At 70.6% G+C, this 20,908-nt stretch carries 22 protein-coding genes; 11 read left to right on the top strand and 11 right to left on the bottom strand.

Annotation, left to right across the window (positions count from 1 at the left end; all coding sequences use genetic code 11):
• Window positions 1-17: 17 nt before the first annotated feature.
• The 3 genes from AB0G11_RS08815 to AB0G11_RS08825 form a co-directional block, all read right to left on the bottom strand.
• On the bottom strand, window positions 18-812 hold the full coding sequence (locus tag AB0G11_RS08815; RefSeq protein WP_357584831.1) for a universal stress protein: 795 nt from the start codon (window positions 810-812) through the stop codon (window positions 18-20).
• 106 nt (window positions 813-918) lie between these two features.
• Window positions 919-2,112 carry a low temperature requirement protein A gene (locus AB0G11_RS08820; RefSeq protein ID WP_246643626.1) on the bottom strand — a complete coding sequence of 398 codons (1,194 nt, stop codon included), beginning with the start codon at window positions 2,110-2,112 and terminating at the stop codon, window positions 919-921.
• A gap of 172 nt (window positions 2,113-2,284) precedes the next feature.
• Window positions 2,285-3,052 carry an alpha/beta hydrolase gene (locus AB0G11_RS08825; RefSeq protein ID WP_219499255.1) on the bottom strand — a complete coding sequence of 256 codons (768 nt, stop codon included), beginning with the start codon at window positions 3,050-3,052 and terminating at the stop codon, window positions 2,285-2,287.
• Between the two features lie 436 nt (window positions 3,053-3,488).
• On the opposite strand from AB0G11_RS08825, the gene AB0G11_RS08830 reads away from it, so the two are divergent.
• The 4 genes from AB0G11_RS08830 to AB0G11_RS08845 are packed head-to-tail and all read left to right on the top strand — an operon-like array spanning window position 3,489 to window position 8,092.
• The gene (locus AB0G11_RS08830; protein ID WP_357584833.1) at window positions 3,489-4,895 is read left to right on the top strand and encodes an amino acid permease; all 1,407 of its coding nucleotides are present in this window, start codon (window positions 3,489-3,491) and stop codon (window positions 4,893-4,895) included.
• Window positions 4,892-6,151, top strand: a complete 1,260-nt coding sequence (locus tag AB0G11_RS08835; protein WP_246643624.1) for an arginine deiminase — start codon at window positions 4,892-4,894, stop codon at window positions 6,149-6,151. The genes AB0G11_RS08830 and AB0G11_RS08835 overlap by 4 nt, the downstream gene beginning before the upstream one ends.
• 23 nt (window positions 6,152-6,174) lie before the next feature.
• Window positions 6,175-7,149 carry an ornithine carbamoyltransferase gene (argF, locus tag AB0G11_RS08840; RefSeq protein ID WP_281426704.1) on the top strand — a complete coding sequence of 325 codons (975 nt, stop codon included), beginning with the start codon at window positions 6,175-6,177 and terminating at the stop codon, window positions 7,147-7,149.
• 1 nt (window position 7,150) lies between these two features.
• Window positions 7,151-8,092, top strand: a complete 942-nt coding sequence (locus AB0G11_RS08845; protein ID WP_357584835.1) for a carbamate kinase — start codon at window positions 7,151-7,153, stop codon at window positions 8,090-8,092.
• 202 nt (window positions 8,093-8,294) lie between these two features.
• On the opposite strand, the gene AB0G11_RS08850 is transcribed toward AB0G11_RS08845, so the two are convergent.
• On the bottom strand, window positions 8,295-9,656 hold the full coding sequence (locus AB0G11_RS08850) for an NAD(P)/FAD-dependent oxidoreductase (RefSeq protein WP_219499242.1): 1,362 nt from the start codon (window positions 9,654-9,656) through the stop codon (window positions 8,295-8,297).
• A gap of 649 nt (window positions 9,657-10,305) precedes the next feature.
• On the opposite strand from AB0G11_RS08850, the gene AB0G11_RS08855 reads away from it, so the two are divergent.
• Window positions 10,306-10,557, top strand: a complete 252-nt coding sequence (locus tag AB0G11_RS08855; RefSeq protein ID WP_357584837.1) for a hexameric tyrosine-coordinated heme protein — start codon at window positions 10,306-10,308, stop codon at window positions 10,555-10,557.
• A gap of 231 nt (window positions 10,558-10,788) precedes the next feature.
• On the opposite strand, the gene AB0G11_RS08860 is transcribed toward AB0G11_RS08855, so the two are convergent.
• Genes AB0G11_RS08860 through AB0G11_RS08870 form a run of 3 tightly spaced genes read right to left on the bottom strand, consistent with a single transcriptional unit; the run spans window position 10,789 to window position 13,124 of the window.
• Entirely contained in the window at window positions 10,789-11,805 is a 1,017-nt protein-coding gene (locus tag AB0G11_RS08860) for a carboxymuconolactone decarboxylase family protein (RefSeq protein ID WP_357584839.1), read from the bottom strand.
• 27 nt (window positions 11,806-11,832) lie between these two features.
• Window positions 11,833-12,969, bottom strand: a complete 1,137-nt coding sequence (locus AB0G11_RS08865) for an NAD(P)/FAD-dependent oxidoreductase (RefSeq protein WP_357584841.1) — start codon at window positions 12,967-12,969, stop codon at window positions 11,833-11,835.
• Window positions 12,966-13,124, bottom strand: coding sequence for a hypothetical protein (locus tag AB0G11_RS08870; protein WP_357584843.1), 159 nt, complete (start codon window positions 13,122-13,124; stop codon window positions 12,966-12,968). Before AB0G11_RS08870 ends, AB0G11_RS08865 begins: the two co-directional genes overlap by 4 nt.
• An 80-nt stretch (window positions 13,125-13,204) precedes the next feature.
• Between AB0G11_RS08870 and AB0G11_RS08875 the strand changes: the two genes are divergently transcribed.
• A complete protein-coding gene (locus AB0G11_RS08875) occupies window positions 13,205-13,837 on the top strand; it encodes a helix-turn-helix domain-containing protein (protein WP_357584845.1) in 633 nt (210 codons plus the stop codon).
• Window positions 13,838-13,873: 36 nt separating this feature from the next.
• Here the strand turns inward: AB0G11_RS08875 and AB0G11_RS08880 are convergent, their stop codons facing one another.
• Window positions 13,874-14,446 carry a TetR/AcrR family transcriptional regulator gene (locus AB0G11_RS08880; RefSeq protein WP_357584847.1) on the bottom strand — a complete coding sequence of 191 codons (573 nt, stop codon included), beginning with the start codon at window positions 14,444-14,446 and terminating at the stop codon, window positions 13,874-13,876.
• 95 nt (window positions 14,447-14,541) lie between these two features.
• On the opposite strand from AB0G11_RS08880, the gene AB0G11_RS08885 reads away from it, so the two are divergent.
• Window positions 14,542-15,447 carry an NmrA family NAD(P)-binding protein gene (locus AB0G11_RS08885; protein ID WP_357584849.1) on the top strand — a complete coding sequence of 302 codons (906 nt, stop codon included), beginning with the start codon at window positions 14,542-14,544 and terminating at the stop codon, window positions 15,445-15,447.
• A 26-nt stretch (window positions 15,448-15,473) separates the two neighbouring features.
• Here the strand turns inward: AB0G11_RS08885 and AB0G11_RS08890 are convergent, their stop codons facing one another.
• A complete protein-coding gene (locus tag AB0G11_RS08890) occupies window positions 15,474-16,250 on the bottom strand; it encodes an ion transporter (RefSeq protein WP_357584851.1) in 777 nt (258 codons plus the stop codon).
• 299 nt (window positions 16,251-16,549) lie between these two features.
• Between AB0G11_RS08890 and AB0G11_RS08895 the strand changes: the two genes are divergently transcribed.
• Entirely contained in the window at window positions 16,550-17,902 is a 1,353-nt protein-coding gene (locus AB0G11_RS08895; protein WP_219499215.1) for a hemolysin family protein, read from the top strand.
• A complete protein-coding gene (locus AB0G11_RS08900) occupies window positions 17,899-18,939 on the top strand; it encodes a hemolysin family protein (protein ID WP_357584853.1) in 1,041 nt (346 codons plus the stop codon). The genes AB0G11_RS08895 and AB0G11_RS08900 overlap by 4 nt, the downstream gene beginning before the upstream one ends.
• A 92-nt stretch (window positions 18,940-19,031) precedes the next feature.
• On the opposite strand, the gene AB0G11_RS08905 is transcribed toward AB0G11_RS08900, so the two are convergent.
• Together AB0G11_RS08905 and AB0G11_RS08910 are read right to left on the bottom strand one after the other, a co-directional pair.
• Complete coding sequence (locus AB0G11_RS08905) at window positions 19,032-19,280, bottom strand: hypothetical protein (protein WP_357584855.1); 249 nt, start codon at window positions 19,278-19,280, stop codon at window positions 19,032-19,034.
• Between the two features lie 47 nt (window positions 19,281-19,327).
• On the bottom strand, window positions 19,328-19,639 hold the full coding sequence (locus tag AB0G11_RS08910) for a hypothetical protein (RefSeq protein ID WP_357584857.1): 312 nt from the start codon (window positions 19,637-19,639) through the stop codon (window positions 19,328-19,330).
• 182 nt (window positions 19,640-19,821) lie between these two features.
• Here AB0G11_RS08910 and AB0G11_RS08915 point away from each other — a divergent pair, with 182 nt between their 5' ends.
• Both AB0G11_RS08915 and AB0G11_RS08920 read left to right on the top strand, forming a co-directional pair.
• Window positions 19,822-20,283, top strand: coding sequence for a hypothetical protein (locus AB0G11_RS08915; protein ID WP_357584859.1), 462 nt, complete (start codon window positions 19,822-19,824; stop codon window positions 20,281-20,283).
• A gap of 67 nt (window positions 20,284-20,350) precedes the next feature.
• Window positions 20,351-20,815, top strand: a complete 465-nt coding sequence (locus AB0G11_RS08920; RefSeq protein ID WP_357584861.1) for a hypothetical protein — start codon at window positions 20,351-20,353, stop codon at window positions 20,813-20,815.
• Window positions 20,816-20,908: the final 93 nt, after the last annotated feature.

Here is a 20,908-nt window from a genome sequence, read left to right on the forward strand (position 1 = left end):
GTCGCCGCCCCATCTCGTCAAGAGATCCGGATCACCGCCACGGGGCAGGTGGCGTGACGGAGGACTGTCTGGCTGACCGAACCCTGCAGAAGTGCGCGGAGCCCATGACGCTGGTGCGAGCCGACCACGAGCAGGGACGCCCCGGAAGCCGGGCCCACCAGCGCCTTGCCTGGGCGGCCGGTCAGCCTCTCCTGGCCGACCGTGACCGACGGGAAGCGCTCACGCCACGTCCCCAGAGCGCGTTCGGGCACGGCCGGCCCGTCGCCGGCATGCGCCAGCGTCAGGGCATTCGTGGTCCGTGAGGCATGAGCGAAGGCGAACGCGAGCAGCGCCTCGCTCTCGTCATGGTCGTCGATGCCCACCACGACGGGCCCCTTCGGCGTGACGTGCCCGTGCACGACCACGACCGGGCAGGCGGCCTCGGCCGTGAGCCTGGCGCCAACGGAGCTCAGCAGCAGGCTTCCGACCTCGCCGAGGCCGCGACTGCCCACGACGAGCAGCCCTGCCTGGTGGGACCGGCTCAGCAGCGCGTTGACCGGCACGGCCTCAGGAAGACCGGTGGTCACCTCGATGCCGGGCGCGACCGCACGCGCACGCGTCACAGCCGTGTTCAGGATGCGTTCGGCGTCGTGCCGGAGGCCGCCCTCAGGCGGGCCTCCCGGTGCAGGGCCGAGAGGCACTCCGAGCAGCGGCCAGATGAAGGCATGGAGGATCTCCAGCGGCCGACGCCGGCGTTCTGCCTCGGCGGCGGCCCACTCCACGGCCCGCAGGCCGTCCTCGGAGTCGTCCACACCTACGACTACAGCGCTCATCGCTGTTCCTTTCTCGTTGGCCGCCGGTTGTTCGACGAGCTTTCCTGTGGCCGAGACCTCGCGCATGAGCGCGGCGATCCCGGTCGTCCACGCCCGGTGTCCTCGGTCACTCGGGGCCGGCATGGCGTGCCGCCGTCCTGGCCGCGATGGCCGTCGGCCAGATCGCGACGGCGACCAGCAGCACACAGCTCGCCGAGATCACCGCGACCACGCCGGCCACGCCGATCCAGGGCGTCGCGAGCGGCAGCGCCAGGACGACGACGCAGTCCACAAGCGCCGCCCTGGGCGGGATGACGGGCCTCGCGAGGACCAGCGCGTGCGTCACCTGCAACAGGAGGAGATATGCGCAGACCGGGATGGCGACCGCGTAGCCGAGCGCCATGGGCGATGCCGCGACCTCCTGTCCGCTCTGTTCCACCGCCACTTCGAGCCCGGCGCCGAGGGCGGCAAGGGCGGCGAAGACGCCGTAGTGGCCGTATCCCCACAGGTACGACCGATGACGGCGATCGCTGAGGCCCCCACCCGCCTGCACCAGGAAGTACAGCCACCACAGCGCGAACAGCAGAACGAGGCCGGAACCCGCGATGACGACGAGGGCGCCGCTGATCCCGCGGGCTCCGAGCGCCCCTTCCACTCCCCTGCTCGCCGCCAGCACGCTCTCACCGAGCAAGATGATCGTGAACAGTCCGTAGCGCTCGGCGATGTGGTGCGGGTGCCACGTGGTGGGCCGCACCCGTTCCGCCCACCGCGGCACGGCGAGCTCCAGGACCACCAAGCAGACGAAGATCGGCAGCCCTGACGAAGCGGGCAGCCCACCCTTCTCCACCAGGAAGAACCGGAGGATCCACGCCAGTTGCAGGACGGCGATGCCACCGGCGTAGCGCAGCGCGGTGCGCCGGCTCGCCCGATCCTCGACTGCGGCCCGCAGCCATTGGGCGACGAGCCCCACCCTCATGATGAGGTAGCCCAGCGTGACGATGCCGAAATCAGCCTCGCCGGCCGCGGCGGGCACGCCGGCGGCCAGCACCAGCACCCCGGCCATCTGGAGCATGGTCAGCAGCCGGTAGGCGACGTCGTCGGTGTCGTAGGACGAGGCGAACCAGGTGAAGTTCATCCACGCCCACCAGATCGCGAAGAACACCTGCAGGAACGGGAGCAGCCCGGCCAGGCCGTGACCGTCCGCGAGGTCGTGCGCGAGCCGCGCGGTGACGGCGGCGACCGCGATCACGAACGTGAGGTCGAACAGGAGCTCCAGCTGGCTCGCAGCGCGGTGCGGCTCGTCGACAGGGCGAGCGCTCATCCTGACCCTGATGCGGATGGTGGTGTTGGCCGGTGGCAAGGTCGCGCTCCTGTCGCTCCGTGAGTCTGTCCCGCTAGCAAGACCGGGCAGCGCTCCGTTCTGTGACAAGAGAAACGAGCAAGGGCTCAGGCAGTGGCCTCGTGCGGGAGGATGTCCTCAACGGCCGGACCGCTCATCGTTCCTCCGAAGGCGTCGGCATGGACGGACGTTCCGGCCGGCGGCGCCGCCAGTGCCGTTCGAGGGCGGCGGCGACCTGGGCGGGCCGCTGCAACACCGTCCAGTGGTTGCAGTCGAGCTTGAGCACGCGTTCCGCCCTGACAGCCCGGCCCAGTTCGTCGGCGAACCCGACGGGGCAGGCAGGGTCGCGGGCTCCCCAGAACACCAGGCCGGGCGCGGACATCCTGCCCAGTTCCGGTTCCCACTCACCGCCCATCCGCACGGCGGAGCGGTAGAGCTTGAGAATGCTGTCCTGCATCAGCGTGTCCACGTACCGCGCCGTCTCCTCGGCCAGGTCGGCGGGGACCTCGAAGCCGGTGACGAGATCGGCCGCGAAGCCGTCGGGCGTCAGCCCTGCCATGAAGCGCTCCCCCTCGACCGGGTCCTGCCAGATATTGGCCAGCGGATGCCACGTGTATCGAGCGCTGATCGGGCCATTCCCGCCGGCCCAGGTACGTACCAGGTCGGGACGGAGAGAGGCGACCCGGGCGGTGAGGATGCAGCCCCAGTCGTGACCGACCAGATCGACCGGCTCGCCGAGCTCCTCCAGTCGGCTGATCAGCCAGTCGGCGTACTCCTCCTTCGTGCTGCCGAAGCCCTCGGGCCGTGGAGCGCCGAACCCCGGCAGGTCCCAGGCTTCCACGTCCGTACGCGTCAGGTACCGGCGGACACCCGACCAGAGACGATGGGTGTCGGGGACGCCGTGGATGAGGACTACCGGCATGATGCGTCACCCCTGGTCTGGCTGGCGGCGACCGAACGGCCGGGACCCGCCGCGCCACTCTCCACGTCGGGCAGCGGGTGGGCCGCGCCGTGGACCAGAACGATGACGGGCCGTTTTCTCGTGATCATGAGCATGCCCTTTCAGGTGTCAGGGTGGTGGTCCGCACCTCAGCGGCTCCGCGCCTGTGACGTGCTGGAGGCCGAGGCCACGGCGGACGAGGCCGGGCTTCACAGCTTGGACCGGACAGCCGGCCGAATCTGTGACAGTGCCGAGCGGCGGCCTTGTACACGGAACACATGAGCGCGCGGCGAGCCGGTCCCGGCAGGTGGTTCCGGCGATTCCTCTGATTCCCCGCCTCGCCCGCCTGTCACAGATCAAGGTGGCCGCCCGGTCCAAGCGGAGGAACCGATCCGGTTCGCGGCGAAAGGGATAGATCATGAACATCACGGATGGCGCACCGCTGCGGGACGTGGCCCGTCCAGCCCTGCCGATGGACAGTGCGCCGCCCGGGCGGGAGCCGGGTGAGCGTCGTTTCGGGCTCGTCACGGCGTCTGCGCTGGTGGTCGGTTCGGTCATCGGAACCGGAGTGTTCGCCCTTCCGTCCGCCCTGGCGGTGTTCGGCCCGATATCGCTGGTGGCGTTCGTGCTCGTCACGATCGGCGCGGTCGCGCTGGCGCTGGCGTTCCGCGGCCTCGCGGCGCGGCTGCCGGCCGCAGGCGGCCCCTACGTCTACGCCCGCGACGCATTCGGCGAATTCGCCGGGTTCCTCATCGCCTGGAGCTACTGGATCACCGCTTGGGCCGGGAACGCGGCGATCGTCGTGGCGTGGGTGGGCTATGTCGAGGTGTTCTGGAACACTGGGCACGAGATCGGCTGGTCGATCGCGATCGCGCTGGCCGGGCTGCTCCTGCCGGCGCTGGTCAACCTCTCGGGACTGCGCAGCTTCGCCGCGTTCCAGGTCGTCGCGACCGTCTTGAAGTTCATTCCGCTGGTGTTCATGGCCACCATCGGCCTGCTGTTCATCAACACGGCGAACTTCGGCGAGTTCAACGCCAGTGGCGGCTCCTGGCTCGGCGCGATCAGCGCTGCGGGAGCCATCGCCCTGTTCAGCTACCTGGGCATCGAGACCGCGTCTGTCGCCGCGGCCCGGGTCAGAGACCCCAGGCGGAACGTCGGCCGGGCAACCGTGCTGGGCACCCTGGCCTGTGCCGCGGTGTACATCCTCGGCACCGTCACCGTCTTCGGCACCGTGCCGCACGACCGCCTCATCCGCTCCGCCGCCCCCTTCACCGACTCGGCGAACGCCATCTTCGGCGGACAGTGGGCGGGGGCGACGGTCGCCGTCGCGGCCATCGTGTCCGGCTTCGGGGCACTGGTCGGCTGGACGCTGATCGTGGCCGAGATGCCACGGGCGGCGGCGCGGGACGGCTTGTTCCCGGCCCGCTTCGCCCGGCAGAACCGGTCCGGGGTGCCCGCGTTCGGAATCATCGTCTCCACCCTGCTGGCCGCAGGACTTACCGTCATCAGCTACACCAGCTTCGAGCAGGTGTTCATCGCTGTCGTGCTCTTGTCGGTGCTCACCTCCGTCGTCCCGTACCTGCTGTCCGCCGCGGCGCAGCTGTACTGGCTGATCGTCGACGGCAGGCGATCGCGGACCGGGCATCTTGTACGTGACGTCACCGTCTCAATGCTCGCCCTGGCGTTCGGGTTCTGGGCTCTCGCCGGGAGCGGCTACCAGGCCGTCTACTACGGAACGTTCTGCCTGCTGCTCGGCGTGCCGGTGTACGTCTGGGTCAAGGCCCGCCGCGGCGTCTACGGCGAGGCCCCGGCGGTGACACGATGACAGCGACCGGCCAGGACACCGCCCTGCGGATCGGCGTCCACTCCGAGATCGGTCGCCTGCGCGAGGTCGTCGTGCACCGGCCCGGGCGAGAGCTGGATCGGCTGACCCCCGGCAACGCCGCTGAGATGCTGTTCGACGACGTGCTCTGGGCCGACCGCGCACGCCACGAACACGACGAGTTCGTCGCGGCGTTGCGCGCCCGCGGCGTGCGGGTGCACCTGTTCGCCGAGTTGCTGGCGCAGGCGCTCGCGACCGACGCCGGCCGGCGCTTCGCCGTGAACCGCGTGTGCACTGATCAGCGGTTCGGACCGGCGCTGGCCCGTGAGCTGCGGGCGCTGTTCCTGGACACTGACCCGGTCGTGCTGGCCGGCCATCTGATCGGTGGGGTGCTGAAGTCGGAGATCGACCTGCCCCGCGTGGCCAGCGTGGCGTGGCACAGCCTCGACGATGACGGTTTCGTGCTCGCCCCGCTGCCCAACACGCTGTTCCAGCGCGACAACGCGGCCTGGATCGGCCGGGCCGCCGCGGTCAACCCGATGGCCAAAGCGGCCAGAAACCGGGAGTCCATCAACACTCGCACCGTCTACCGGCACCACCCGCTGTTCGCCGGCGCCGACTTCGTCACCGTCTACGGCGACGACGACCTGCCACACGCCCCGGCGACGCTGGAGGGCGGCGACATCCACGTCATCGCCGACGGCGTCGTCATGATCGGGATGGGCGAGCGCACCACGCCGATGGGCATGGAGATGCTCGCCAGGCGGCTGTTCTCCGATGGCCACGCCCGCCGCGTCCTGGCCGTCGAGCTGCCCAAGACCCGCTCGACGATGCACCTGGACACCGTGCTCACGATGGTCGACGTCGCCACCTTCGTCGCCTACCCCTACTTCGACCAGGCCGCGGCCCGGGTCTGGCTGCTCACCCCTGATGGGCGCGTCCGCCGCAGGACGGGGCTGGCAGCCGGACTGTGCGAGGCGATCGAGGACGACGGCGTCCGTGTGCTGACCGCGTCGGGAGACCGGCGTGAGGCCGAGCGTGAGCAGTGGAACGACGCCGACAACTTCCTGGCAGTCGCTCCCGGCGTGGTGCTCGGCTATGAACGCAACACCGCGACCAACGCCATGCTGCGCGACCACGGCCTGGAGGTCATTCCGCTGGCCGGCAGCGAACTCGGCCGTGGCCGCGGCGGCGCCCGCTGCATGACCTGCCCCATCCTGCGTGACCCCGTTTCCCTCACTGCGAAGGAGTCGCCGTGACCCGCCCGTCCTCGTCCGGCTCGTTGCTCACCGTGACCGGCCTCGGCCGCACGGGCTTCCTCGAACTGCTCGACCGCGCCGCGGCGCTGAAGGAGGCCAAGCGGGCCGGACACGAACGGCCCGAGCTGACCGGACGCAACATCGCCCTGGTCTTCGAGAAGGACTCCACCCGCACCCGATGCGCGTTCGAAGTCGCAGCCTACGACCAGGGCGCCCACGTCACCTACCTCGGGCCGTCGGGCTCGCACCTGGGCCGGGAGGAGAGCGTCGCCGACACCGCGCGGGTGCTGGGCGCGATGTTCGACGGGATCGAGTTCCGCGGGTTCGCCCAGGAGACCGTCGAGGAGCTGGCCAGGCACGCCGGCGTCCCGGTCTGGAACGGGCTCACCGACCAGTGGCACCCGACCCAGATGCTCGCCGACGTCCTGACCATGCGCGAACACCAGCCGGGCGACATCGAACGGATCAGCTACTGCTTCACCGGCGACGGGCGCGGCAACATGGCCCGGTCGCTGCTGATCACCGGGGCCATGCTCGGCATGGACGTGCGGATCGCCGCGCCCGCCGAGCTGAGCCCACCGGAGTCGCTGGTGCGACAGGCCGAACGCCTGGCGCAGGAGAGCGGCGCCCGGGTGACGGTCACCGACGATCTCGCGGTGGCGCTTGACGGCGCCGCCTTCGTCCATACCGACGTGTGGGTCAGCATGGGCGAGGCCGACGCCGAATGGGACCGGCGGGTCCCGTTACTCACCCCCTACCGGGTCACGGCGGAGGCGATGGCCGCCACCGGACGCCCCGACACGCGCTTCATGCATTGCCTGCCTGCCGTCCACGACACCAGCACCACGCTCGGCAAGCGGATCCACGAACGTCACGGACTCACCGGGGCCGAGGTCACCGACGAGGTGTTCGCCTCCCCCGCCTCCATAGTCTTCGAGCAGGCGGAGAACCGGTTGCACACCATCAAGGCCGTGCTCGTCGCGTCACTGGGAGCCTGACATGCTGCTGGTCGTCGCGCTGGGCGGGAACGCCCTGCTCGAACGAGGCGAACATCCCGACGACGAGGTGCAGCGACGGCACGTGCGCGCCGCCGCCCGCGCGCTGGCGCCGCTCGCCGCCGAGCACACGCTGGTGCTCTGTCATGGCAATGGGCCGCAGATCGGGATGCTGGCCGCCGAGAGCGAGAACGACCCGGCGCTGGCCCACCCGTTCCCGCTCGACACGCTCGGCGCCCAGACCCAGGGCATGATCGGGTACTGGCTGGCGCGGGAGCTGGGCAACGCGGGCATGGTCCGGCCAGTCGTCACGATCGTCACGCAGACCGAGGTCGACGCGGACGATCCGGCGTTCCGCGCCCCCGCGAAGTTCGTCGGCCAGGGATACCCGGAGCCGGTGGCCCGGAGATTCGCGCGGGAGCACGGGTGGACCGTCGCCCGGGACGGCCCGGCCTGGCGCCGGGTGGTGGCGTCCCCGTCGCCGCGCCGGATCGTCGAACTCCCCACGATCCGGCGCCTCGTGGCCACAGGCACGACCGTCATCTGCGGAGGCGGAGGCGGCGTTCCGATTCTCGCCGTGGGCGGCGGGCGGTTCGAGGGTGCGCAGGCCGTCGTCGACAAGGACCGCACGGCGGCACTGCTGGCGATCGAACTGAACGCCGACCGCCTCGTGATCCTTACCGACGTCGACGCCGTCCGCCGCGACTTCGGCACTCCACGGGAGCGGCCGCTGTCCACCATCGACGTCGGCGAGCTGCGCACGATGCCCTTCCCTGACGGGTCGATGGGGCCCAAGGTCGACGCGTGTATCCGGTTCGTCACGGCAACCGGGCGGGCGGCGGCGATCGGCGCGCTGCGGGAGGCGTCCGCGGTGCTCGCCGGCACGGCGGGAACCACCATCACGACATCGACCGGCTCGGCAAGCGCGCCAAGGCGAACACGATGAGCACAGCGGCGTACACCCGTGGGCGAGACCGTGGGCAACGGTGTCAGCCCTGAGACAGCGGCCGATCCGGCGCTCCAACTGTTGGCCGAATGATCAGCGGACGGGTGCGATTTCCTGAGGGCGGTGGGTCAACCGCTGAGCACCGCCCTCAGGTTCACAGCTCTGACCGGCGAACGATGCCGCCGGGTGTGGGCCGTAGGGTCTATGACGCTTCCTGCCGGGCTGGTTGCCCGGCCCCTGCGATCTTGTCGTGCAGGCCCTTGAGCGCGGCAACGTAGATTTCCGAGAAGGCGGGGAACGGTTGGATGGTGTCGCGCAGCACGTCCAGCGGGATCCGGGCGCGGATCGCAAGGGTCGCCTGCTGCAGCCACTCGCCCGCCTCGGGGCCGAAAGCGCAGGCGCCGGTGAGCACATGGCCGTCGCTGAACAGCGCGAGGAATCCGTTGGATTCCTCGTAGGCTCGGGTGTACGTGGCGGTCTTGGCCACCTCGGAGAGAGGAACGGTGGCGCTGAACCGCGCCTCGACGTCGCCGACCGATGCGGCCTGCGGGTCGGTGTAGACGACGCGGGGCACGGCCGTATAGTCCGCCTCACGACGCGTGCCGAGAATGTTGTCCGCAACGACCTCGCCCTGGTATTTGCCGACGTGGGTCAGCATCCATAGGCCGGTGGCGTCGCCGACCACCCAGAGCTTCTCGGCGGCGCGCAGGCGCCGATCGACGGGGATGCCATGGCCGTCGGCGCTTACCCCGACCGTCTCCAAGCCGAGGTCGTGCACGCGTGGGCGCCGCCCGGCGGCGACGAGCAGCTTGTCGCCGCGCAGCTCTTGACCGTCGTCGAGGGTGAGAACGTAGTCCTGGCCGTCGTGCCGGGCACCGGTGACCTGCGGGCCGAGCACGATCTCGACCCCGTCGCGGCGAAGGACCTCGCCGAGCGCCTCGCCAAGTGGCGCGGGCTCGCGCGGCAGGACATGCCGGCTCCGTGCGGTCAGGACCACCTCGCCGCCCAGACGCCGTACCGCCTGGGCCATCTCCACGCCGACGGCACCGCCGCCGAGTACGAGAAGCCGCCGCGGCACCGCCTTCATACCGGTCGCCTCGCGGCTGGTCCAGACGCCCGGCAGTTCCCGCAGGCCCGGGACGGGAGGAATGACGGGTGACGCGCCGGTGGCGATGACGATGTGGTCGGCGGTGTGGCGAACACCGTTCACCTCCACGACACCCGGCCCGGCGAGCCGGCCGGTGCCACGCAGCAGGTCGATGCCCTTGGCGGCCAGCCACCGCTGCTGGCCCGCGTCGGAGTAGTCGGACACCATGAAGTCCCGCCAGGCCAGGGCTCGCTCGGCGTCGACCTCGGCGGTGGCGGCCGCCTCCCGCGCTCCGTGGACCGCCTCGCCCGGACGCAACAGCGTCTTGGACGGGATGCAGGCCCAGTAGGAGCATTCCCCGCCGACCAGTTCCCGTTCCACGAGCGCGACGCGCAACCCACCGTCGGCCAGGGCGCCGACACAATGCTCTCCAGGCGATCCGCCACCGATCACGATGACGTCGTAATTGCTGCTCATCTGTCTGTCTCCTCGCTTGTTCCGATACGGGGTGTGCGACGCTGCCGGGTGTTCATGGGCGCGCCGGCATCGGCCTTTGAGGAGCCGGGGCCGGCGAAGGCCGTGCGCATCGCCCTGTTCGCGAGACGGACGCCCCGGACCCCATCGCCCCGGCGCCCTGGCCAGTGAGCCGGCCTTCATCGTCACCCCGCACCATGCTCGGTTGCGTTCCACAGCAACGACCGGATGGGGGCGACGAAATGTGACAGCACGTACCGATAGCGCGAATGCCCGGATCACCCAGGGCTGCTGGACTCAGCGAACACGCGTCGGACGGGCCATACCGGCACGGTGACGGCGACAGCCCATCTCCTCCAACCGGCCCAGGAGCACGCTGACAGCCGGGCAGGCCGACTTCGAGCGACGCTCTGCTGATTCCTCCTCGCGGCGGCGTCACGAGCCCGGAGGCTGTCCGGTCTAGTAAGTGACGGGTTGGCAACAGGCCACCCCGGCAGGCTCAGGGGGCACGCACGGCTCCAGCGCGGACTTCGTATCTGCGAGGCAGGCAGCAGGTGAAGGGCGTCACCCCCAGAAGGCACCGCCGCCTGCGAGCCACCCAGAACACGAGCACCCACAGAATTTGAGCGCATCAGTGAAAGGCGAAATCCCCATGACCCACGTTCCCGATGAAGGCATGGTGCTCGTCCCCGGCGGCACCCTCATCACCGCTACCCCCGAAGAGGGACGGGCCCTGGCCATCACGCTCGCCCGTCACACCGTGCACAACCTCCAGCCCGGCCTGGAGATCCTCCGGGCCGGGCGGGCGCGGTACGGCGAAGACCCCATGGGCCTGATCGCCGCCGCCCAGGTGGTGGCGCTGGAGTTCGCCACCGTCGCCGCTGCCAACGGCTATTGGCGCTGACCCTCCCGGAGGAGAGTCCCATGACGGCTGCTCTTCACGTCGTTTCTGAAAGGCATCCACGCAACGCCGAGGCAGGGCGGGCGTACGACGTGACTTCCGGGTCTTGGTGCCCCCCGCCCGTACGGACCGCCACACCGCCGAATGCGGCGGCGTGCGGGGATGGTCCCCGGCACGGCACAGAGGCGGGGGCGCGACGGAGCTACCTCCCGCAGCACCCCGGCGCGGGTGCAGTCAGACGCGGTCGGTGGGGGCAGTCGGTGTTCGGCTGGTGATGGCCTCCTCGATCCGCTCCATCGCGGTGATGGCGCCGAAGGCGAGCAGGCGCACCAGGTCGGCGTCGGTGGCGGAGGTCGTGGTGCGCCATGCGGTGACATCCGCTTCGGTGATGTCGTGTGGGCTGACAGCGGCCAGGAGCGCGAGCTTGGCGGCGGGCCGGTCGGCTTCGGGAAGCTGGGTCAACCGTTGTGTCAGCCGTGTGCCAGGTGAAAAGGGGGTGGGTTCGGCGACCGTGGCTCGGAGAAGGTTCCGGCTTGGCTCGCTCAGGAGTGTGGCGCCGGCGGTTGCCGCGCTGCGCAGGGCGGCGAACGCGGCTCCGATCGGTGTGTCGCCCGCCCAGGCCGGCCGGGGCTCCATCGGGATGCCGGCCAGGAGCGGCAGGCTGTCGCCTCGGGTGAGTTGCTGGTGGACGGTGCGGGTGTAGGCCATGGCCCCGACGCGGCGTACCGGCCGTGCTCGTTGCAGGTTGCCGGGCAGCAGTTGCTCGTCGGTGAGCGTGGAGAACATGCGGTTGATGAAGTGGGTCGACAGGGCCGTGCCGATGTACTCGGCGGCGAGGTCGGCAGGGAAGGGCGGTGCCGGCAGGTGTGCCGGGTCGAGGGTTCGGGTGGCCTTCGCCCAGGCCGTCAGGGCGGCGTGGTGAGGGTTGGCCGGGACTCGGTCGTCGAGCAGGTCCTCGGCGAGCTGGTGTTCGCCGAGGGCGTGGATGAGGATGGTGTGCGCGTCGATGCAGAACCGGCACCGGTTGGCCTGTGACACGGCCACGGCCACGACTTCCTTGTCGGTGCGGGGGGCGAGTCCTGCCAGTTCCGACTCGCGCAGCACGGCCCAGGCCGCGGCGTGCAGTTCAGGCGCCGGGGACAGCATCATGAACGCGGCCTGCCCGAAGTCGGCCGCCGACTGGGCGTACACCTCGGCTACTCGGCCGGTGGCGGATTTCCTGGGGACGGGCGCGATGTGGCGGATGGACATGCTGATCTCCTCCGTGGTTGGGCTATTTCAGGGACGCGGGCAGGCTTGGGGCGCGTTGCCGATGGCGCGGGCGATCCGCCGCGCTTCGACGGGGAACCGGCGCAGGCTGCCCTCTATCGCCGGCCGGTAGCCGATGAACCACAGTCCCGTCGCGGGCCGGTGCTTGCCCGCATCACGGTGGGGACGTCCGTGGTGGTCGAGGACGTCGAGGTGTCCGACCAGATCGGCGAGACCGGGGTCGTAGCCGGTGGCGGCCAGCACCGTGTCGGGTCGCAGCCGGCCGCCGTCTCGCAGCACGACCTCGGGACCGTCGAGACGGTCGATGTCGGCGACGACGCGCAGCCGGCCGGCGGTGAGATGCCCGACGAAGCCCTGGTCGATCGCGATGGTGACGCCGGTGGTGCGCATGCGCTCGTACGGGCCCTGCCTCGGGGTGGGCAGCCCGTGGGCGCGCAGGTCGCCGAACGCGTGGTGCGCCGCGGCGCGGGCGAGGCGGTCGCGGATCGGCTCCGGCAGGAGGCGCAGCGCGAGGGTGAGCGGATGCAGGGGGAGGCCGTACAGGTGCCGGGGCAGGATGGTCGGTGAGGTGCGCACCGACATCCACAGGCGCCGGACGCCCGCGTCGACGAGGTGGCCGGCGATCTCGACGCCGGAGTTTCCGGCGCCGACGAGCAGGACTCGGGCGCCGGCGAGGTCGGCGGCGCGGCGCAAGGCGGCGACGTGCTGGATCGGCCGCTGGAAGCCCGCGCGTCCGGGCCAGTCGGGCAGCTTGGGGACGCGGTCGTGGCCGGTGGCGACGACGACGTGGCGGCTGCGGTAGTGGCCGTCGTTCGTCGTGATCTGCCAGCCGCCGGCCACGGGGTCGATCCGGCGGGCTCGAACACCGCAACGTACGTGGAGTCGCGCGTGCCGGGTGAAGCGTTCGAGGTAGTCGATGTAGTCGTCCCGGGCGACCCACCGGCCGGCACGTCTGGGGATGGGCAGGCCGGGCAGGTCGGAGAGCCAGCGGATGGTGTTCAGGCGCAGGTCCTGGTGGCGGTGCCGCCAGGAGGTGCCCACCGCCTCGCCCTGTTCGAGGATGACCGGGTTGATCCGGCGCCGGCGCAGGGCCGCCGCGGCCGCCAACCCGGCCGGACCTGCTCCGATGATGACGGTGGGTGTCACGACGCCCGCCAGCAGCGTGGTGCGCCGGGCGACAGCGCGGTGACGCCATGTCGGCCGCCAGCGGCTCCGGTGCCGATGGTCGGCAGCGCGGTGTTCTCCGGGAAGACCGCCGACTCCACCGCGGCCGTGTGACCCGTCAAGGTGCGGTTGCCCATACGTCACGTCTTTCGCTGGAGCGATACTCCAGCGACAATTGCACTAGAGTGGCACTCCAGTCAAGTTTGGGAGATCACCGGTGACACCACCCAAGCCCGGAGTGCGCGCGGCCAAGACGGCCCAGACCCGTGCCCGCATGCTCGCCGCCGCCCGCGAGCTGTTCGTCGAACGCGGCTACACCGCCACGAGCATGCAGGCCATCGCGACCCAAGGCGGGGTGGCCGTGCAGACGCTGTACTTCACCTTCGAAACCAAACGAGCGATCCTCAAGGAGCTGCTCGACGTCGAGGTGGCCGGCGACGACGCCCCGGTCGCCACGCTCGACCGCCCGTGGGCCGCCCAAGCGCTCGCCGCGCCGCCGCCCGAGCTGCTGCACCGGCTCGTCGAGGCCACCGCCGACATCCATGCCCGGGTGGCGCCGCTGCTGGAGGTCGCCCGCTCGGCCGCCGCCACCGACCCGGAGATCGCCGAACTGTGGCGCACCAACATCACGCAGCGGCACACCGTGCTGGCCGTGTTCACCGGTGCCCTGGCCGCCAAGAACGCGCTGCGCGCCGACCTCAACGCACTTCGCGCCGCGGACATGGCCCTCGCCGTCCTGGCGCCGGAGACCTACCACCTGCTCACCGGCCACCGGGGCTGGAACAGCCGCGCCTGGGCCGACTGGGCGGCCCAGACTCTGATCAGCACCCTTCTTGCGTCATCTGAATGACTAGCGTGATGCTCTAGCGAAATGCGGGAGACACCGTCAAGTCCTGGGTTGCGGGCTGAGGCCCGCTACCGCGAGCCGGAACAGGTGCTCGGCGCGGGCGGCGGGGTCGGGGTGGTGCTCCGTCGCCAGGACGATGCCGACGATCAGCGTGATCAGGTCGGCGACGGTGGCCCCTTCCGCGACCACGCCGTCTCGCACGGCGCGGCGCAGCAGCGGATCGCCTGCCTGTTCCATCATCGCCGCGCAGGTGCTCTCGTCCATCGAGCCGGGCTCGGCTTCCTCGTAGGACAGGGCGGCCGTGAGCCCGCGCGCGGCGACGCAGTAGGTGAGGACGTCGCCGAGCCAGCCGAGGAGGGCCACTCGGCTGTCGTCCTCGCTCGCCAGCTCGTTCGCGCGGGCACACAGGGACTCGATCCGCCGGTGGGAGACCGCCTCCAGCAGCGACCGGCGGGTGGGGAAGTGGCGGCGCACCGTGGCCGAGCCGACCCCTGCCACGCGGGCGATCTGCTCCAGGGAGGCGCCGGCGCCGTGCGTGGCGACCTCCTCCTCGGCGACGGCGAGGATGCGCGCGTAGTTGCGCCGGGCGTCCGCGCGCTGGCGGTCGGGCATGGCGTCATCTCCGGTGTTGCTAACTGGCGGGGCCCGCCGTATCGTACCGCAGAGAAAACGGCGGGCCCCGCCGTTTATCGTCCCGAGGGAGCATCATGCCCGCATCATCCGCGCCCGTCCTGGTCGTCGGCGCCACCGGCAGGCAGGGCGGGGCCACCGCCCGCGCCCTGCTCGCGGCCGGCGTCCCGGTCCGCGCCCTGGTCCGCGACCCGGCCACCGACCGGGCCCGGGCCGTCGAAGCGCTCGGCGCCGAACTCGTCACCGGCGATCTCCACGACCGCGCATCGGTGACCCGGGCCGCCAAGGACGCCCGCGCCGTCTTCTCCGTGCAGATGGCCCCGCTGACCTCCCGAGGCTTCGACTTCGACGACGAGGTGGCCCAGGCCGTCAACCTGATCGAAGGCGCGAAGGCCGCAGGAGTGCCGCAGTTCGTGCAGACGTCCACCAGTGGCGCCGGACGCCACACCGGGACCCCCGGGCAGGAGGCGGCGGCCTCTCTGGACGCCAAGGCCGCGATCGAGCAACACGTCCGCACGGCGGGCTTCCCCCACTGGACGATCCTCAAGCCGGCCTTCTTCATGGACAACTTCCTGCCGTCCATGGCGTTCCTGTTCCCGCGAGGCGTCGAGGGCGGCCTGGTGAGCGTGATCAAGCCGCGGACCCGCCTGTCCCTCGTGGCGACCGACGACATCGGCACGGCGGCCGCCGCGGCCATCGCCGCGCCGGAGCGCTTCGACGGGGTCGAGCTGGAGCTGGCGAGCGACTATCTGCCGATGACGGAGATCGCCGCGGTCCTCTCCCGCGCGCTGGGCACGCCCCTGTCGGCGCCGGACATGACCGAGGAGCAGGCGCTCGCCGCCGGCATGCCGCCGATGGGCGGCTCGCACGAGTGGCTGAACACGGCCGGCCAGCCTGCCCGCCCGCAGTACGCCAGGGACCTGGGCCTCCCGCTGACCAGCTTCGAGGAATGGGCCCGGCAGCACCTGAGCCCCGCGGCATGACCACGGGCGGCGGCGACGTCCGGTGATCACAGTTGCTGGTGGCGGCGGCCTCGCCCGTTGGCCGGGCTCGTCTGGCGGATCAGGAGCTGGTCGAGCTTGGCGTTGACGGCGGCCAGCTCGCGCTTGACGGTTTCGAGCTCGGCCTGGGCCTGGGTCTCGGCCGGAGAGGGTTCGGCGTCGTTCATGGCGTTGACCACCACCGCGATGAACAGGTTCAGCGCGACGAACGTGGACATCAGGATGTAGGCGATGAAGAACATCCACGCCCAGGGCTTGTGCTCCATCACCTCCTGGGCCACGCTCCCCCAGTCGTCCCCGGTCATGATCTGGAACAGCGTGAACAACGACCGGGGCAGCTCGTCGAACCGCTCGGGCACGATGTCGCCGAACAGCGTCGTCGCGACCACGGCCGCGATGTAGATCATCAGCACCAGGAGGCCGATGATGGACGCCATCCCCGGGACCGCGGTCAGCAGGGCGTTCACCACGCGGCGCATGCTGGGCACCGCGGAGATCAGCCGGAGCGCGCGCAGGATCCGCAGGGCGCGCAGCACCGACAGGGGGCCGGTGGCGGGCACCAGGGCGACGACCACGATGATCGCGTCGAACCAGTTCCAGGGGTCGGACCAGAACTCGCGACGGTAGGCGTACAGCCGGGCCGCGATCTCCACGGTGAAGATCGCCAGAGCGAGCCGGTCGACGGCGTGCAGCAGGTCACCGGCCCGGTCCATGAGGTGCGAGCTGGTCTCCATGCCGATGGTGACCGAGTTGATCACGATCACCGCGATGATCGCGCGTTGCACGAGAGGGTTTTCCAAGACGATGCGTACGCGTTCTTGCCCGGGCACCTCGGCGACCGCTCCTCAGGAACGAAGTTTTCGATCATCGTAGAGGCGGGCCTCGCCGGGGTTCAGCAGCGAACGCTTGAGATGATGATCACACCCGGCGGCGGGTGTTTCTGCTGGTTGTCTGGGAAAGAGGCGTTTTACGGGCGGGCCTGCCCACGCCGGTTCCGGCCGGGTTCGACCAGATCGAAGGCGATGGTGATATCGGTGTCGGCCGACCCGGACACGTCCGGCGTCACCTCGCCCGGGCGGGCGCGATGAGTGTGGCGCTGGGCCTGCTGGCCATCTTCGTGCTCACCCTGGCCACCGGCTACTTCGTCGCCCAGGAGTTCGCCTACGTCAGCGCCGACCGGCTGATCCTGTCCCAGCAGGCGGCCGCGGGCGACAAGAAGGCGGCCAAGGCCGTCAAGGTGATGGAACGGCTGTCGTTCATGCTGTCGGGAGCGCAGCTCGGCATCACCGTCACCGCGCTCGTGGTCGGGTTCATCGCCCGCCCGGCCCTGGCGGAGCTGATCGCGCCCGCGCTGACCGCGCTCGGCATGCCCGCCGGGGTGGTGGGGGCGGTGGCCCTGGCCGTCGGGTTCGCGCTGGCCACGATCATCCAGATGGTGCTCGGCGAGCTCGCCCCCAAGAACCTGGCCCTGGCCCGGCCGGAGCCGCTCGCCCGCGCGCTGGCCGCTTCCACGCTGGTCTACCTGGCGGTCGCGGGGCCGGTCATCAAGCTGTTCGACACCGCCGCCAACCGGCTGCTGCGCGCCGTCGGGATCGAGCCCGTCGAGGAGTTGCACCACGGCGCCACGCTGGAGGAGCTCGGCCACATCATCGGCGAGTCCGAGGCGCACGGCCACCTGCCCGGCAGTCAGGCCGACGTGCTGGAACGGGCGCTGGCCTTCTCCGACCACACCGCCGAGGAGGTGATGGTGCCGCGCGCCGACGTGGTCGCCGTGGCCGCCTCGGCGAGCGTCGCGGAGCTGGACGAGCTCATCGCCGTTCACGGCCACACCCACTACCCGGTGCTCGGCGCCACGCTCGACGACGTGACCGGGCTGGTCAGCCTGCGCGACGTGGCCGCGGTGCCCACCAGGGCCGCCGTCGCCACCCGGGTCGGCGAGCTCGCCCGGGACGTCCTGGTCGTGCCGTTCTCGCTGCCGCTGCCCGACCTGGCCGCCCAGCTCCACGCCCGGGGCGAGGAGGTGGCCTGCGTGGTCGACGAGCACGGCGGCCTGGCCGGCCTCGTCACCTGGGAGGACGTCGCCGAAGAGCTCGTCGGCGAGATCGCCGACGAGGACGACGCCGACACCCCCTCAGCGGTACGGCACGGCGACGGCTGGGAGCTGGACGCCGGGCTGCGCATCGACGAGATCGCCCTGGCCACCGACCTGAACCTGCCCGACGAGGACGACTACGACACCCTCGCGGGGCTGATCCTGCACCGCCTGGGCCGCTTCGCCGCACCCGGCGACGTCATCACCGCCGCCCTGCCCGCCACCCTCGACCCCGCCGCGCCCACCCACGCACGCATCGAGGTCCTGACGCTGGACCGGCACGTCCCCGAACGCGTCCGGCTCACCCCGTACCGGCACCTCGACGAAGAGGAGGAGCGGCCGTGAACCTGCCCCTGGGCCTGGCTCTCACCCTGTTCCTGCTCGTCGGCAACGGCTTCTTCGTCGCCGCCGAGTTCGCCCTCGTCGCGGCCAAGCGCCACCGGCTGGAGAAGGCCGCCGCGCAAGGCAGCAAGGCCGCCTCGGCCGCCCTGTCGGGCATCAAGGAACTGTCGCTCATGCTGGCCGGCGCCCAGCTCGGCATCACGCTGTGCTCGCTCGGCCTCGGCGTCGTCTCCGAACCGCTCATCGCCGGCACGCTCACCCCGCTGTTCCACACGCTCGGCCTGCCCGAGGCAGCCGCGCACGCGGTCGCCTTCGTCATCGCGCTGGCCGTCGTGACCTTCCTGCACATGGTGCTCGGCGAGATGGCGCCCAAGTCGTGGGCGATCGCGCACCCCGAACGCTCCGCCACCACCCTGGCGCTGCCCTTCCGCGCCTTCACCCTGGCGGTACGGCCGGTGATCAGCCTGCTCAACGCCATCAGCAACGCCCTGCTGCGCCTGTTCAAGGTGCACCCGCGCGAGGAGGGCGCCAACCCGCGCACGCCTGAACAGTTGCGGCACCTGGTGGAGGAGTCACGCAGGCTCGGCCTCATCGAGGCCGACGACCACGCCGTGCTCAGCCAGGCCCTGCACGCCCCCGACGCCGCCATCGCCGCGCTCGTCACCCCGCTCGACCGGGTCGTCACCGTCCCCGCCACCGCCTCGGCCCAGGACGTGATCGACGCCTGCCTGAACGCCAGACGCTCCCGCCTCGTCGTCGGCGACCCGGCGGCGCCGCTCGGCGTCGTCCACATCCGCGACGCCTATCTGGCCGCCCGCCGCGCCCGCACCGTCACCGCCGCGCAGCTCGCCTACCGCCTGCCCGCCCTGCCCTCGGACGCCTCGGTGTCGGAGGCGGTCACGGCACTGCGAGCCGCCCACAGCCAGCTCGCGCTCATCCGCTCCGACGGCGACAGCGGTGCCGGTGTCGTGGGCATCGTGAGCCTGGACGACCTGCTCACCACCCTGCTCGTCCCGGACCCGGGCACACCCGCGAGATAGCGGCTGAACCACGCACCCGTGAGCCAGGGGCGGAGCCCGGCGCCCGCAGATCAGGGAAATCCGATGATGACGAGCGTGCCGGGCCATCGTTCTCAGGACCAGAAATACAGCGTCCAGCCGTACCATCCCGGCGAGCATTTGTACTGGTTACCGAACAGGCGGCGGCCGTCGGCGTGGCACTGCTTGCGCGCGGTCTCCGACAGGTCGTTGTAGATGTGGTAGAGCTCCCAGCCCATCGGTACGGCATCGGCGCGCGCGGGCGCGGTCACGCCGGCCTGGATTCCGCAGGCCAACGCCGCGCCCACCAGCGAGGCGGCCATTTTTCTCGATGAAATACGCATTATTTCCTCCTTCGATGAAGACGCTTCGGATCTGAGATTTCCTGCGGTCAGATGCGGCAGGAGCCGGGCACGAGCACCATTTTGCCGACTTCACCCCACGCATACGGCGCGGGCGTCATCTGACGGTGCAGGATGCCATTCAAGAACATGGTCGCGTCGCGATATCCCGGCCGGCGTTCGCCCTTGCGCACCAGGAACCAGTTGTCGCCGTTGGGATTCTTGAAATAGTGGGCGGCGGTGATCGTGTAGGAGCACACCGTGTACTGCGCGGTGGTGGCGTTGGCCGGGGCGGACGCACCGAGTGCGACCGCTGCGGCAGCGACCGCGGTGGCGGCAGTGAGCCGGAGCAGGTTTCGCATGCCCATCCTCTTTCCTTTCGGAGGCTGTTGTCTGGGAAAGCACAGCACCTGCCGCCCTCCGCACGCCTTCAGCAGAGCCTCACCTGGCCTACGCCTCGCATTCGAAAAGCGACGGCTGTTTGAAGGCGTTATGAAGAGAGTGCGGCCTAGCGTCGGGATCACACCGATTCAAAGGAGTGTGAATGGCGCTACGCCTCAATCTTGCGTTCATCGCCGCGCTGGCGGTCGCCGGCTCGATGGGTGTCGCGGGACCCGCGGCGGCCACGGCGACCCCCGGAGCGGACGAGTTCGGGCCGCTGACGGCCACAGGGTGCACCGCCCGAAACGGCCCCGGCGACTTCAACGACACCTGTGTCTACGTCTACGGCCAGGGCACGCACGTCGAGCGTGTCCGGGGCGCGATGGTGTCCTGGAATTTCCCGCCGGTCCCGCTCACGCTCTGCGGCGTGAAGGTCCATGTGTGGGGCACCTACGCGAACGGGGCCAGGTTCGACCGCACCGGTCAGGCGCAATGCAGCTACGGCGGCAGCGCATACGTCAACTGGTATCCCAACGCCCATTTCAAGGACCGGACCAGCATCTGCGTCCGGACCCAGTTCAAGGATCAGTGGTCGAACCCGGCCTGTATCCAGATCAGAAAGTGATGGGCCGCCACGTGCGACGGCCCGGAGCGAACGACGACGAACGAGGAAAGGTCGAAAGCAGTTGAGGATGAGAGATTTAGCCGTTGCCGCGGCGATCGCCGGCGCGATGGTGATCGCGGCGCCCGCCGGCGCCACGGCGACGACGGCCACCGCGCCCTCCGGACCGGATGAGCTTGGCCCGCTCAGCGCGAGCGGCTGCACTGCCCGCAACGGGCCGGGCCATGTCAACGAGACCTGCATTCAGGTGACGGGAACGGGCACGTTGGTCCAGAAGATCCGCGGATCGATGCGGTCCATCAAGTTCCCGTGGAGACCTATCACGCTCTGCGGCGTCAAGGTGCACGTGTGGGGCGCCTACAAGAGCGGAGCCGCCTTCAGCGAGACCCGGACCGCGCAATGCTCCAAGATCGGTGATGCGTACGTCGACTGGGCGCCCTTCACCATGTTCAGGGTCAACTCCACACTCTGCGCCCGCACCTTCTTCGACAACGAGTGGTCGAACCCGGCCTGCATCACGATCAAAAGTGTATGACCGCGACGCCCTGGCGCTGATGGTCTGAAGCGATCACCGTTCTCGGCGCCAGACCGGGAACGGTGATCGCTTATCCGCACTTCCCGTTTACCG

It is taken from the genome of Nonomuraea sp. NPDC023979, from assembly GCF_040639085.1.
Classification (GTDB): Bacteria; Actinomycetota; Actinomycetes; order Streptosporangiales; family Streptosporangiaceae; genus Nonomuraea; species Nonomuraea ceibae.

Excerpts from the sequence above, each read along its gene's own strand:
- AB0G11_RS08815 (WP_357584831.1), bottom strand. The coding sequence starts at position 812 with ATGAGCGCTGTAGTCGTAGGTGTGGACGACTCCGAGGACGGCCTGCGG.
- AB0G11_RS08820 (WP_246643626.1), bottom strand. The coding sequence starts at position 2,112 with ATGAGCGCTCGCCCTGTCGACGAGCCGCACCGCGCTGCGAGCCAGCTG.
- AB0G11_RS08825 (WP_219499255.1), bottom strand. The coding sequence starts at position 3,052 with ATGCCGGTAGTCCTCATCCACGGCGTCCCCGACACCCATCGTCTCTGG.
- AB0G11_RS08830 (WP_357584833.1), top strand. The coding sequence starts at position 3,489 with ATGAACATCACGGATGGCGCACCGCTGCGGGACGTGGCCCGTCCAGCC.
- AB0G11_RS08835 (WP_246643624.1), top strand. The coding sequence starts at position 4,892 with ATGACAGCGACCGGCCAGGACACCGCCCTGCGGATCGGCGTCCACTCC.
- AB0G11_RS08845 (WP_357584835.1), top strand. The coding sequence starts at position 7,151 with ATGCTGCTGGTCGTCGCGCTGGGCGGGAACGCCCTGCTCGAACGAGGC.
- AB0G11_RS08850 (WP_219499242.1), bottom strand. The coding sequence starts at position 9,656 with ATGAGCAGCAATTACGACGTCATCGTGATCGGTGGCGGATCGCCTGGA.
- AB0G11_RS08855 (WP_357584837.1), top strand. The coding sequence starts at position 10,306 with ATGACCCACGTTCCCGATGAAGGCATGGTGCTCGTCCCCGGCGGCACC.
- AB0G11_RS08860 (WP_357584839.1), bottom strand. The coding sequence starts at position 11,805 with ATGTCCATCCGCCACATCGCGCCCGTCCCCAGGAAATCCGCCACCGGC.
- AB0G11_RS08870 (WP_357584843.1), bottom strand. The coding sequence starts at position 13,124 with ATGGGCAACCGCACCTTGACGGGTCACACGGCCGCGGTGGAGTCGGCG.
- AB0G11_RS08880 (WP_357584847.1), bottom strand. The coding sequence starts at position 14,446 with ATGCCCGACCGCCAGCGCGCGGACGCCCGGCGCAACTACGCGCGCATC.
- AB0G11_RS08885 (WP_357584849.1), top strand. The coding sequence starts at position 14,542 with ATGCCCGCATCATCCGCGCCCGTCCTGGTCGTCGGCGCCACCGGCAGG.
- AB0G11_RS08895 (WP_219499215.1), top strand. The coding sequence starts at position 16,550 with ATGAGTGTGGCGCTGGGCCTGCTGGCCATCTTCGTGCTCACCCTGGCC.
- AB0G11_RS08905 (WP_357584855.1), bottom strand. The coding sequence starts at position 19,280 with ATGCGTATTTCATCGAGAAAAATGGCCGCCTCGCTGGTGGGCGCGGCG.
- AB0G11_RS08910 (WP_357584857.1), bottom strand. The coding sequence starts at position 19,639 with ATGCGAAACCTGCTCCGGCTCACTGCCGCCACCGCGGTCGCTGCCGCA.
- AB0G11_RS08915 (WP_357584859.1), top strand. The coding sequence starts at position 19,822 with ATGGCGCTACGCCTCAATCTTGCGTTCATCGCCGCGCTGGCGGTCGCC.
- AB0G11_RS08920 (WP_357584861.1), top strand. The coding sequence starts at position 20,351 with ATGAGAGATTTAGCCGTTGCCGCGGCGATCGCCGGCGCGATGGTGATC.